Genomic DNA, 12,312 nt, shown 5'->3' on the forward strand with positions numbered 1-12,312 from the left:
CCGCGCCTGCGGGCCTCACCGGCCCGGTCCAAGTTTCTGTCACTCTCACCTGGAGAGTGCTAACGCCAATGATTAGCACTCGACCCCTGCGAGTGCAAGCGTCCCCTGCCGGATCCGGACGGGACGTGGGCCCAAGGTGCCCCGGAAGCGGGCCGCGGCGGGACCCGGGAGCGGCCGGCGGCGCACCCCTCGCCGGTACCGCCGAAGACGCGCGGGCCCCCGGAGCGCGGGAACGCGGAACGCACGCAGGGCCCGGTCCCCTGATCCCGGGGCCGGGCCCTGCGTGCGTGAGTAGTGTCGTCGGACGACCGCGCCGAGCTCAGCCGACGGCGAGCTTGACCATGTCGGCCTGGGGCCCCTTCTGGCCCTGCGAGATCTCGAATTCAACTCGCTGACCCTCTTCGAGGGTGCGGTACCCGTCCATCTGGATCGCGCTGTAGTGGACGAAAACATCCGCACCACCGTCGACCGCGATGAAGCCGTACCCCTTCTCCGCGTTGAACCACTTGACGGTGCCCTGAGCCATGCCTAACTCCCCTATTACTGGCCCTTGCACGGGACCGCACTTCGCGGCCCCGGGTCGGAACTCACCCTCCGACAGGAGAGGGTGCGCGGCGCCGCAGCGCGTCGACCGCGGCCGAATGTATCCGCCCAACTGCCCTCTGCAACAGGTCAGTCGGACGAGAATTCTGGGCGCCGAAGAACACGCGAATATGCGGGTTTGCTGAGATTTACGGGCAAGTCGGGCCAGACAAAGGGCACTTATGCCACAAGAGGTTCACGCACTTTGGCTGCTTCTTATCGGGGCCGGGCGCATTCTCATATGCGGGCGGCACGAGCAGCAGACGGGGCTTCCCCAACTGTACCGCGCTCAACCATGCAGAATTGCCCCCTCCGCTTCTCTCGCGGAGGGGGCAACCGTGGTCACACAGAGGTGCGGTGGAGGCCGCCGTGGGGCGGCCCGGGGCGGTTCAGCAGCCGCCGGCCACCGCGGGGATGATCGACACGCCCGCGCCGTCCGGGGTGGCCGCGTCCAGGCCGCCCTCGAAGCGCACGTCGTCGTCGTTGACGTACACGTTCACGAAGCGGCGCAGCTTGCCCTGGTCGTCCAGGACGCGGGCCGCGATGCCCGGGTGGTCCTTCTCCAGGGACTCGATGACCTCGGAGAGCTTCGCGCCCTCCGCCGGGACCTCGGCCTGGCCCCCCGTGTACGTACGGAGGATGGTGGGGATACGGACCTTGACGCTCATGGTGGGTGCCTTCCTGGAGTCTCGGGTGGTCAGCTGCCGGCGAGGCCCGCGGCGCGGAACGCGTCCAGGCTCGGCTTGATGGTCGCCGTGGCCTGCGAGGTCGGGGCGACCGCGTCGAGCGTCTTGAGCCCGTCGCCGGTGTTCAGGACGACGGTGGTGAGCGCCGGGTCGATGACGCCGGCCTCGATGAGCTTCTTCGTCACGCCGAGCGTCACCCCGCCCGCCGTCTCGCCGAAGATGCCCTCGGTACGCGCCAGCAGCTTGATCGCGTCGACGACCTGCTCGTCGTCGACGTCCTCGACGGCTCCGCCGGTGCGGCGGGCGATGTCCAGGACGTACGGGCCGTCCGCCGGGTTGCCGATGGCCAGCGACTTGGCGATGGTGTTCGGCTTCTGGGGGCGCACCACGTCGTGGCCCGCCTTGAAGGCGGCGGAGACCGGGGAGCAGCCCTCGGCCTGGGCGCCGAAGATCTTGTACGGCCGGTCCTCGACCAGGCCGAGCTTGATCAGTTCCTGGAAGCCCTTGTCGATCTTCGTGAGCTGGGAGCCGGACGCGATCGGGATGACGATCTGGTCGGGCAGCCGCCAGCCGAGCTGCTCGCAGATCTCGTACGCCAGCGTCTTGGAGCCCTCGCCGTAGTACGGGCGCAGGTTGACGTTGACGAAGCCCCAGCCCTCGCCGAGCGGATCGCCGATGAGCTCGGAGCAGAAGCGGTTGACGTCGTCGTAGTTGCCCTCGATGCCGACCAGCTCACCGCCGTACACCGCGGCCATGACGACCTTGCCCTGCTCCAGGTCGTGCGGGATGAACACGCAGGAGCGCAGCCCGGCGCGGGCGGCGGCGGCGCCGACGGCTCCGGCCAGGTTGCCCGTGGAGGAGCAGGAGAGGGTGGTGAAGCCGAAGGCGCGGGCGGCCTCCACGGCGATCGCGACGACCCGGTCCTTGAAGGAGTGCGTCGGGTTGCCGGAGTCGTCCTTCACGTACAGGCCGCCGGTGACGCCGAGTTCGCGGGCGAGGTTGTCGGCCTTGACGAGCTTGGTGAAGCCGGGGTTGATGTTGGGCTTCTCCGCGACATCGGCGGGTACCGGCAGCAGCGGGGCGTAACGCCAGATGTTGTCCGGGCCGGCCTCGATGCGCTTCCGCAGCTCCTCCGGGGAGCCGGTGGGCAGGTCGTAGGCCACTTCCAGCGGTCCGAAACAGGAGGCACAGGCGAAGAGGGGGCCGAGCTCGAAACGCTCGCCGCACTCGCGGCAGGAAAGCGCCGCGGCGGGACCGAGATCGACGGCCGGGGCGGGAGCGGTGGTGCCTGCGACGGTCTGAACAGCCATGATGGCGGAGTCCCTTTCTCCTCATCTTCCTTGCGACGCATTTCGCCACAAGACGGAATTGGCACCTTCCCCACCGTGACCTCGCGGTCGGCAGGGGGGTTGCCGGGACTTCAACGGGCCGTTCCCTCAGTCCCTCTGGATGAGCTCTATGGCACTGGATCTTCGATCCAGGCGTTTATCCGCGGTCCGACCCCGACATGCGACGGTCATCCGCGTTGTTCAAGACTGTAACCGAAGCATCGGACCGTCGAGATAGCCGTCCGAACCGCGAGATGGATCACACACAGGGAGTACCGACCGTGCTCGAAGAGGTGGAACGCTGGCTGACCAGGCGTTCCTGGTCGTCCGGCGACCGCCCGCTGAACCGGCTCGCCGACGCCCGGGACGCCGACCCGCGCGGCACGTCCGTGAGTGTGGTGCTGCCCGCGCTGAACGAGGAGGCCACGGTCGGCGCGATCGTGACGACGATCCGCCGGGAGCTGATGGAGAAGGTCCGGCTCGTCGACGAGCTGGTGGTGATCGACTCCGGCTCCACCGACGCCACCGCCGCCGTGGCCCGGGCGGCGGGCGCCCGGGTGGTCCACCGGGACGCGATCCTCCCCCGGATTCCGGCCCTGCCCGGCAAGGGCGAGGTGCTGTGGCGGTCGCTCCTGGTGACCGGCGGCGAGATCGTCTGCTTCGTCGACGCCGACCTCAGGGACTTCTCGGCGGACTTCGTCTCGGGCACGGTCGGCCCCCTGCTCACCGACCCGGCCGTCCAGTTCGTCAAGGCGATGTACGACCGTCCCCTCGGCGACACCGCAGGTCAGGGCGGCCGGGTCACCGAACTGGTGGCACGCCCGCTGCTCAATCTGCACTGGCCCCAACTGGCCGGATTCGTGCAGCCGCTGGGCGGCGAGTACGCGGTGCGGCGGTCCCTGCTGGAGCGCCTGCCGTTCCCGGTCGGCTACGGGGTGGAGCTGGGCCTGCTGGTGGACGCGCTGCACACGGTGGGCCTGGACGCGCTGGGCCAGGTCGACGTCGGCGTGCGCAAGCACCGCCACCAGGACGGGCAGGCACTGGGCCGGATGGCGGCGGCGATCTACCGGACGGCGCAGCTGCGGCTCTCCCGGGGCCATCTGGTGCGGCCCGCGCTGACCCAGTTCGAGCGCGGCGCGGACGGCTTCGTGCCCCGCACCCATGCGGTGGACACGGAGGAACGGCCCCCGATGCGGGAGATCGCGGAGTACGCGGAGCGGCACGCGGCCTGAGGGCTGCCGCCGGGGCGCACTCCCCGGCCCGCCGGCGCCCGGCACGCGCCTCCCGGCACGAGGAGCGGGAGGCCCGGGGGGCGTTTGACGGCTTCCCGAACGGGCTAGGTTGCGCACATGGTCTCCGAGTACGCCGAATCCGCAGCAGCTTCCACCGCCCAGGTCCTCGTCGCGTCCAACCGCGGCCCGGTCTCGTACACGCTCGGCGATGACGGGACGCTCGACGCCAAGCGCGGGGGCGGCGGCCTCGTCTCCGGGCTGAGCGCCGTCGACGACAAACTGTGGGTCTGCGCGGCCCTCGGCGACGGCGACCGCGAGGCGGTGCGGCGCGGGGTCGGCGAGGAGGGCGTGCGCATGCTCGACATCGACGCCGAGGTCCACGCCGACGCGTACAACGGCATCGCGAACTCGGTGCTGTGGTTCGTCCACCACCTGCTCTACCAGACCCCCGTCGAGCCCGTCTTCGACGCCGAGTTCCGCCGCATGTGGGCCTCGTACGAGACGTACAACCGGGCCTTCGCCGAGGCGCTCGCCGAGGAGGCGGGCCCCGGGGCCTCGGTCCTGGTCCAGGACTACCACCTGTCCCTGGTGCCCGGAATGCTCCGTGAGCTGCGCCCCGACCTGCGGATCGGCCACTTCTCGCACACCCCGTGGGCGCCCGTCGACTACTTCCGGCTGCTCCCCGACGACATCGCCGAGCAACTGCTGCGCGGCATCCTCGGAGCGGACCGGGCCGCGTTCCTGACCCGCCGCTGGGCGGACGCGTTCATCGGCTGCTGCACGGAGATCCTGGGCGGGACGGGCCGCACCAGGGTCGGGGTGCACGGCCTCGGGGCGGACGCGGACTTCCTGCGCCGGCGCTCGCACGAGGCGGACGTGGACGAGCGGATGGCGACGCTGCGCGAGCAGGTGGGCGAGGGCCGGAAGACCGTCGTCCGGGTGGACCGCACCGAACTGTCCAAGAACATCGTGCGCGGCCTGCACGCCTACCGCGCCCTGCTGGACGCCCGCCCGGAATGGCGCGAGCGGGTCGTGCACATCGCCTTCGCCTACCCCTCCCGGCAGGACCTCGCCGTCTACCGGGACTACACGGCGGCCGTGCAGTCCCTGGCCACGGAGATCAACGGGGCGTACGGCACGGAGACCTGGACGCCGGTCGTCCTCCACGTCAAGGACGACTTCGCCCGCTCGCTGGCCGCGTACCGGCTGGCGGACGTGGCCCTGGTCAACCCGATCCGCGACGGGATGAACCTGGTCGCCAAGGAGGTCCCCGTCGTCTCCGACCACGGCTGCGCCCTGGTGCTGTCGCGGGAGGCGGGGGCGTACGAGGAGCTGGGCCGGGACGCGATCGTGGTGAACCCGTACGACGTGACGGGCACGGCCGAGGCCCTGCACGAGGCGCTGACGATGAGCCCGGACGAGCGTTCCGCCCGCACGGAACGGCTGGCCGAGGCGGCCACCGCGCTGCCGCCCCAGCAGTGGTTCCTGGACCAGCTGGAGGCGCTGCGGCGGGAGTGAGGGACGCGTGGAGCAGCGGCTGGGGGGCCGAACAGGTTCTCCTCGCCGGGGTGTCCGCGTGCCGCATATGCCATGGAGGTGTTCCGTGGGCAGGGTGGTCGCACTGCACGTCACCGATGGCATGAAGGAGAGCGGTTTCATGATGCGTCGTATCGCGATCACCCTGGCGGCTGTCGCCGCGGCCGGGTTCGTCGCCGCGGGCCCGGCCGCCGCGCACGGGACGAACGGCGGGGACGGCCCCGCCGGCGCCGGCCACGCGGGGATCGAGGGCGGCTGGGCCAGCGGCGAGTACCGCAACCTCGGCGGCCCGTACGGGATCACGTACATCAAGGGCGAGAAGGCGTACTTCGACGCGGAGCGCGGCTACTTCGTCCGCTGACCCGGCAGCCGGCACGTCCGGCCGCGGCGGTTCCACAACGGTGAGGGCCCGCGCCATCCGGTGCGGGCCCTCACCCGTGTCGTCCCGCCCCGGAGGGGCCGCCCCGCGTCACCGCAGCAGCCCGCTCGACGGTGGAAGGCGGGCAGGCCGGGCCGCCGCGGGCCCGGCTACAGCCGCTCGGCCAGGGCCGTCAGGAAGCCGACCACGCCGGCCGGGCCCGGCACCGCCAGGTCCGCGCGCTCGGCCAGTTCGGGTACCTCGGCGCTGCCGCTGCACACCAGGAGGCCGGGGATGCCGTCGGGGCCCTCGGTCCGCAGCTTCTCCACCGCGGCGAACGCGGCGAGGTCGCCGAGGTCGTCGCCCGCGTAGATCACCGACTCGGCGTCCAGCTCCGCGACGAGCGTGGCGAGCGCGACGCCCTTGTCCATGCCGGGCGGGCGCAGCTCCAGGACCAGGCGGCCCGGTTCCACGATCAGCCCGTGTTCCGCGGCCAGTTCACCGAGGGGGCCGCGCAGCGCCTCGAAGGCCGCCTGCGGGTCCTCGGCGCGCCGGGTGTGGACGGCGACGGCCCGCCCCTTCTCCTCGATCCAGGTGCCGTGCCAGGCGCCCACCTCGTGCAGTACGCCGGGGAGACGGGCGCGCGCCGCGGTGACGCCCGGGTGCGGGGCGGGGGCGTGGACGGTGCCGGTCACGGCGTCCCAGCGCTCGGCGCCGTAGTGCCCGAGCACGACGAGGTGCTCCAGGCCGGGGACGCCCGCGAAGCCTCCGTAGCGCACCGCGACGCCCGCCGGGCGGCCGGTGATCACGGCGATGGCGGCGACCTTCGGCGCGAGCGCGGCGAGCGCGGTCACCGTGCCGGGGTGGGCGCGGGCCTGCTCGGGGTCCGGGACGATGTCGGCGAGCGTGCCGTCGAAGTCGAGGGCGACGACCGCGCGGTCGGGCCGGGCGAGAACGGCGTCGAGCCCCTCGCGGCCGGCCGGGGTGGTCGGGTTCGGCAGGTTTTCCGGGTGGCTGCCCATGGGGCGAGCCTATGCCCTGGACGGGTCGATCACGAGCGATGCCGGCCACGCGACGACTACTCACGGGCGCCCGCGAGTTCGACCGGCCGGGTCCGCAGGGCGAGCGAGGCCGGCAGAACGGCGGAGACGGCGGCCAGGAACACGGCGGCCACGACGACGAGGCCGAGCGTCCCCCACGGCACCACCACGACGGCGGACGTGACCCCCAGCAGCACCAGCGCACCCCACACCACCAGCAGGTTCACCGCCGCGACCGCGCCCCCGAGCACGGCGCCGACCCCCACCGCCGCCACCGCCTCGGCCACGACGAGCCGCAGGACCTGGGGGACGGTGGCCCCGGCGAGGCGGAGCACGGCGAGGTCGCGCACCCGGTCGGAGGTGGCCATGACCAGGGTGTTGGCCAGGGCGATCGCCGTGCAGAGGAGCGCGATGCCGAGGATCATCCGGAGTCCGGTCCCGGTGTGGTCGTTCGTCCCCGGGCTGTTCGCGGCCGGCCACGCGGCGCGGGTCGTCACCCGCGTACCGGTGTCGGCCGCGGCGGTGTGCAGTGCGGCGGCGACGGCCCGCCGGTCGCCGCCCTCGGCGACCTTGACGTCGATCCGGTCGACGCCCGCGCCCCCGGCGTTGCGCGGGGTGACGTAGACGCCGTTGTCACCGGTGCCGGTGGCCAGGACGGCGGCGATCCGCAGCGAGGTCTCGCGCCCGTCGCCGAGCCAGACGGTGACCCGGTCGCCGATCCGCGTGGTCAGCCACTCCTCGTTGACGACGATCGAGCCGTCGTCGAGGTCGGTCAGCCGGCCGGCGGTCACGGGCAGCCGCGACACGGCGGCCAGCCGGGCCGGGTCGACCGCGCGGGCCGGGGAGGAGACGAGGGCCGTGTCCTCTTCGAGGACGGTGACGGCGGTGGACCGCGAGACGCTGACCACGGCCCCCTCGACGGCCCGCGCCCGCTCCACGAGGGCGGGCGCCAGCGGCCGTCCCTCCTGTCCTGGCGTCACCACGAAGTCGGCGGTCGTGGCGGTGCGCGCCTCGGCCGCCCTGGCCTCCTCCAGGGTGGCGACGGTGCCCGTCAGGGAGGCGGCGAGGGCGACGGTGATGAGGACGGGCGCGACGACGGCCGCGGTCCTGCGTACTCCGGCGGCGGTGTTCTCCCTCACGAGTACGCCGACGGCGCCGGGCAGCCGCGCGGGCAGCCAGGTCAGCAGTCGGCCGACCGGGCGCACCAGGACGGGGGCGAGGAGGGCGCAGCCGACGATGAGCGGCATCGGCCGGGTGACATAGGACTTGCGGCCCAGCAGATCGCCGGGGTCGGTCGCCAACGCCAGTGCGGGCAGGCCCAGTCCGGCGAGCAGCACCAGGGCGGCGGACACCCAGCGGCTCACCGGCATGACTCGGCTGTCGACGGCCGCCTCGCGCAGCGCCTCGGTCGGGGCGGTCCGTCCGGCCCGGTGGCAGGAGACGAGCGCCCCCGCCGTGGCGACGAACACCCCGGTCCAGAAGGCGGTGTGCAACGGCCAGGACGCGTCCCCGAGGGCGAACCAGGACGGCGCGAGGCCCGCGTCGGTCAACCGGCCCACCAGCAGCGGCGCACCCCTGGCCCCCAGCCAACTGCCCACGGCCGAGGCGAGGGCGCCGATGAGGACCGCTTCGGCGCACACCGTACGGCGGATCTGTCCGGGCGTCGCGCCGGCCGTGCGCAACAGGCCGAACTCCCGCCGGCGTTGGGCCACGGCGAAGGAGAACGTCGAGGCCACCACGGCGGCGGAGACGAAGAGGGTGATGCCGGCGGCGGTGCCCAGCAGGGCGTTGACGGAGACGAGGGCCCGGGCGTCGCGGTCGGGGTCGGGGTCGGCGCGGCGGCGGTCGTGGCCGGTGAGGACGTCCATGCCGCTGTCCGGCCCGAGCGCCCCGCGTACGGCGGTGGCGCCGGCGTGGACGACGAGGGCGTCGATGTCCGGGGAGATCCGGGCGGCCTCGTCGTCGGTGAAGAAGACGGCCTCCTCGAAGCCCCGGTCCGCCACGGTGCCGACGACGGTCCGGGGAGCGCTGCCGGCCGGGGTGCGGATCTCGACCCGGTCCCCGGTGCGGAGCGGTGCGCCGCCGGGCCCGGTGGTGACGACGACCTCGCCGGGGGCGGCGGGGGCCCGGCCCGAGGTGAGCCGGTACGGGGCCCCGGCGGCGATCGACCACGGATGACCGACCCGGGCCCCGGCTCCCCGGCCGGTCGGGGACTCCCCCGCCTCAGCGCCGGTACGAGCCGCCGTGACGTCGGCCGGGAACGTCCGGTCCGCCACCGTGCGGCCGAGGGCGGCCAGCCGTTCGGCGACCCGCGGGCGGACCGGTCCGGGGTCGGCGAGCGGCTTGGTCCGGGTCCCGGTCGGGGTCTCGACCCGGAGGTGAGCGGAGGTCCGGACGACGACGGGAGCGGCGGCGAACCGTTCGGGCCCCCGCTCCGGTGCGGCGAACGTCGCCGCGAGGGCGAGGCCGGTGGCCGCGATCAGGCCCACGCCCAGGACCAGGGCGACGAACGACCCGACGAAGGTGACCCAGCGTTCGCGCAACCCGCGCAGGGCCGGCATCAGCACGGGACCACCGCCGGGGCCGCGGAGCCCGCCGGGGAAGCCGGGGCGGCACCCGCTGCCATGCGGGCGGCGACCCGCTCCGCCGAGGGCGCGTCCAGTTCGTCCCGGACCCGGCCGTCGGCGAGGAAGACGACCCGGTCGGCGAAGGAGGCGGCGACCGGGTCGTGGGTCACCATGACCACGGTGCGCCCCTCGTCGGTCATCTCGCGCAGAAGGCCCAGCACCGCCCGGCCGGCGGTGGAGTCCAGCGCCCCGGTCGGCTCGTCGCCGAAGAGCACCTCGGGCCTGGTCACCAGGGCGCGGGCGACGGCCACCCGCTGCTGCTGGCCGCCGGAGAGCTCGCCGGGCCGGTGTCCGGCCCGCTCGCGCAGCCCGACCCGGTCCAGCGCGCGGAGCACGTCGGCCTTGCGCGGCCGGCGGCCGGCGAGCCGCAGGGGCAGGGCCACGTTCTGCGCCGCGGTCAGGGAGGGCAGCAGGTTGAACGCCTGGAAGACGAAGCCGATCCGCCCCCGGCGCAGGCGGGTCAGCCGGGCCTCGCTCAGCCCCGTCAGATCGGTGTCGCCCAGCAGCACCCGGCCGCCGGTGGGCCGGTCCAGACCAGCCACGCAGTGCAGGAGCGTCGACTTGCCGGAGCCCGAGGGCCCCATGACAGCGGTGAACGTGCCGCGGCGGATGGTGAGGCTGACGTCGTCGAGGGCTTTGACCGTGCTGCCGTCCCGGCCGTAGGAACGGGTCACGGACCGGAGCCGTACGGCCGGTACCTGGTCGATGCGCGCTGCTGGATTCATGAGGTCCACTCAAGCGGCGGCGCTCGCACGGCACATCACAGCGGGAGGGGGCGTCCCTGGTGGAGCCAGCTCCACCACGCGCCTGGCGGAGAACAGGGTGGCCGCCCGGCGCGGGCGTCTCGTAGCGTGCCCGGATGCCCTCCCCCAGCCCGCCGCCCATGTCACCGGCGCCCCGGCCCGCCCTCCCTCATGACGCCTCCCGGGACCTCCCCGGCGCGCTGCCCGGCCGGCTCCCCGGCGGTCGGCCGTGGCGTGCCGCGCTCTACCTCCTGACCAGCGTGCCCCTGGGCGTCGCGACGCTGGTGGCGCTGCTCCTGCTGGCGGTGGCGGGCAGCGCGCTGGCCGTCCTCGTCATCGGGGTGCCGCTGCTGCTCACGCTCGTCCTCGCCGGGATTCCGCTGGGCGCGCTGGAGCGGCGCAGGCTCCGGCTGATCGACCCGGTCCCGCTCCCCGACCCGCACCGCGAACCGCCCGAGCCGGGACTGGCGTCCTGGCTGCGGACCCGCCTCCAGGAGCGGTGCACCTGGCGGGAGCTGGCGTACGCGTTGCTCTTCGCGTCCGTCCTGTGGCCGCTGGAGGCGCTGGCCGTCGGCAGCGTCCTGCTGGTGTGCGGCGGGCTGATCGGCACCCCGGTGATGATGGCGGCGGGCGGGGACGGGGAGGCGCGCGTCCTGAAGCTCTGGCTCGCCGACTCCTGGCCGGAGGCGTTCGCGGTGCTGCTGGCCGGGGTGGTGCTGCTGCCGTTGCTGACCTGGCCGCTGGGGGTGGTGGCCCGGGGCCGGGCCGTGCTGACCCGGGCGCTGCTCTCCCCGTCGGCCGCCGCGCTCGACTCCCGGATCGCGGAGCTGGACCGGTCGCGGACACGGCTGGTGGACGCGTTCGAGGCGGAACGCCGCCGTATCGAGCGCGACCTCCACGACGGGGCGCAGCAGCGGCTGGTGGCGCTCTCCATGACGCTCGGGCTCGCCCGGCTGGAGAAGCCCGCCGACCCGCTGGGCGGGCTGCTGGAGCGGGCGCACGAGGAGGCGTCGGTCGCGCTGGTGGAGATCCGCGAGCTGATTCACGGCATCCACCCCCACCTCCTCACCGACCGGGGTCTGGAGGCCGCCGTCGAGGACCTGGCGGACCGCTCTCCCGTCCCGGTCGAGGTGCGGCTCGCTCTACCGGGCCGGCTGCTCGAAGCCGTCGAGACCGCGGTCTACTTCGCGGTCAGCGAGGCGCTGGCGAACGTGGCGAAGCACAGCGGGGCGACCCGCGTGACGGTGACCGGCGCGACCGCGCGGAGGTGGCTGACGGTGGAGGTCGAGGACGACGGGCGCGGCGGCGCGCGGCTGGGCGGGACGGCGGGCGGCAACGGGGGCGGGACCGGCCTCCAGGGCGTCACCGATCGTCTCTCGGTGCTGGGCGGCAGCCTGCTACTGTCCAGTCCGCCCGGGGGACCGACGGTCTTCCGGCTGGAGGTTCCCTGCCCGCCCGCCCGATCGAGGACCTGATGCCGCGCGTCGTACTGGCCGAGGACAGCGTCCTCCTGCGCGAGGGCCTGGTCGGCCTGCTGGAACGCTTCGGGCACCGGGTCCTCGCCGCGGTGGGCACGGCCGAGGAGCTGACGGCCGCCGCCCTGGAGCACCGCCCGGACATCGTGGTGACCGACGTCCGGATGCCGCCCGGCTTCTCGGACGAGGGCCTGCGGGCCGCCGTCGCGCTGCGCGAGAAGCTGCCGGGGCTGCCGGTCCTGGTGCTCAGCCAGTACGTCCAGCGCACCTACGCGGAGGATCTGCTGGACGCGTCGGACGGTACGGGGGTGGGCTACCTGCTCAAGGAGCGCATCGGCCACGTCGAGGAGTTCGCCGACGCGCTGCGCCGGGTGTCCGAGGGCGCCACCGTCGTGGACCCCGAGGTCGTACGGCAGCTGATCCGGCGCCGCCGCGACCCGCTCGCCCGGCTCACCGCCCGGGAGCTGGAGGTCCTCGCGCTGATGGCGGAGGGCCGGTCCAACGCTTCCGTCGCCGAGGCCCTGCACGTCGGCGAGGGCACGGTCAGCAAGCACTTCGGGTCGATCCTCACCAAGCTGGACCTCGACGTCTCGGAGGCCACCAACCGACGGGTGCTCGCGGTCCTGGCCTTCCTGCGCGGCTGAGCCCACCGCCCCTCGCTCCACGTCCCCCCGCCCCTCCGGGCGCACGCCACGCCCCGGCTCC

The 12,312-nt window shown here is 74.0% G+C and carries 11 protein-coding genes and 1 riboswitch; of the genes, 5 read left to right on the forward strand and 6 right to left on the reverse strand.

Features of this window, described 5'->3' with window-relative positions:
- Positions 1 to 319: 319 nt before the first annotated feature.
- The 3 genes from ACIQMU_RS11005 to thrC form a co-directional block, all read right to left on the reverse strand.
- Entirely contained in the window at positions 320 to 526 is a 207-nt protein-coding gene (locus ACIQMU_RS11005) for a cold-shock protein (protein WP_003967346.1), read from the reverse strand.
- A 445-nt stretch (positions 527 to 971) separates the two neighbouring features.
- The gene (locus ACIQMU_RS11010) at positions 972 to 1,250 is read right to left on the reverse strand and encodes a MoaD/ThiS family protein (RefSeq protein WP_003967347.1); all 279 of its coding nucleotides are present in this window, start codon (positions 1,248 to 1,250) and stop codon (positions 972 to 974) included.
- Positions 1,251 to 1,279: 29 nt separating this feature from the next.
- Positions 1,280 to 2,578 (reverse strand): threonine synthase, encoded by a 1,299-nt coding sequence (gene thrC / locus ACIQMU_RS11015; RefSeq protein ID WP_402688690.1) that lies wholly within the window; start codon positions 2,576 to 2,578, stop codon positions 1,280 to 1,282.
- 18 nt (positions 2,579 to 2,596) lie between these two features.
- Positions 2,597 to 2,724, reverse strand: a riboswitch (SAM riboswitch).
- Positions 2,725 to 2,877: 153 nt separating this feature from the next.
- Between thrC and ACIQMU_RS11020 the strand changes: the two genes are divergently transcribed.
- The 3 genes from ACIQMU_RS11020 to ACIQMU_RS11030 all read left to right on the forward strand — a co-directional run bounded on the left by ACIQMU_RS11020 (position 2,878) and on the right by ACIQMU_RS11030 (position 5,725).
- A complete protein-coding gene (locus ACIQMU_RS11020; RefSeq protein ID WP_352239821.1) occupies positions 2,878 to 3,828 on the forward strand; it encodes a glucosyl-3-phosphoglycerate synthase in 951 nt (316 codons plus the stop codon).
- Between the two features lie 117 nt (positions 3,829 to 3,945).
- On the forward strand, positions 3,946 to 5,346 hold the full coding sequence (locus ACIQMU_RS11025; protein WP_352239542.1) for a trehalose-6-phosphate synthase: 1,401 nt from the start codon (positions 3,946 to 3,948) through the stop codon (positions 5,344 to 5,346).
- 139 nt (positions 5,347 to 5,485) lie between these two features.
- The gene (locus ACIQMU_RS11030; protein WP_352239543.1) at positions 5,486 to 5,725 is read left to right on the forward strand and encodes a hypothetical protein; all 240 of its coding nucleotides are present in this window, start codon (positions 5,486 to 5,488) and stop codon (positions 5,723 to 5,725) included.
- Positions 5,726 to 5,892: 167 nt separating this feature from the next.
- Here ACIQMU_RS11030 and otsB read toward each other — a convergent pair whose 3' ends face one another.
- From otsB to ACIQMU_RS11045, 3 genes are read right to left on the reverse strand one after another with little or no spacing between them, the layout of a single operon-like run.
- Positions 5,893 to 6,744: a trehalose-phosphatase gene (gene otsB / locus ACIQMU_RS11035; protein WP_352239544.1), complete on the reverse strand. Its 852-nt coding sequence runs from the start codon at positions 6,742 to 6,744 to the stop codon at positions 5,893 to 5,895.
- A gap of 56 nt (positions 6,745 to 6,800) precedes the next feature.
- Positions 6,801 to 9,329, reverse strand: coding sequence for an FtsX-like permease family protein (locus ACIQMU_RS11040; protein ID WP_352239545.1), 2,529 nt, complete (start codon positions 9,327 to 9,329; stop codon positions 6,801 to 6,803).
- A complete protein-coding gene (locus ACIQMU_RS11045; RefSeq protein ID WP_352239546.1) occupies positions 9,323 to 10,114 on the reverse strand; it encodes an ABC transporter ATP-binding protein in 792 nt (263 codons plus the stop codon). The genes ACIQMU_RS11040 and ACIQMU_RS11045 overlap by 7 nt, the downstream gene beginning before the upstream one ends.
- Positions 10,115 to 10,248: 134 nt before the next feature.
- Between ACIQMU_RS11045 and ACIQMU_RS11050 the strand changes: the two genes are divergently transcribed.
- Both ACIQMU_RS11050 and ACIQMU_RS11055 read left to right on the forward strand, forming a co-directional pair.
- Positions 10,249 to 11,607 (forward strand): sensor domain-containing protein, encoded by a 1,359-nt coding sequence (locus tag ACIQMU_RS11050; protein WP_352239547.1) that lies wholly within the window; start codon positions 10,249 to 10,251, stop codon positions 11,605 to 11,607.
- Positions 11,607 to 12,251, forward strand: a complete 645-nt coding sequence (locus ACIQMU_RS11055; RefSeq protein ID WP_356726598.1) for a response regulator transcription factor — start codon at positions 11,607 to 11,609, stop codon at positions 12,249 to 12,251. The genes ACIQMU_RS11050 and ACIQMU_RS11055 overlap by 1 nt, the downstream gene beginning before the upstream one ends.
- Positions 12,252 to 12,312 lie beyond the last annotated feature (61 nt).

The organism is Streptomyces sp. NPDC091649, from assembly GCF_044756785.1.
In the GTDB taxonomy this organism is placed as follows: domain Bacteria; phylum Actinomycetota; class Actinomycetes; order Streptomycetales; family Streptomycetaceae; genus Streptomyces.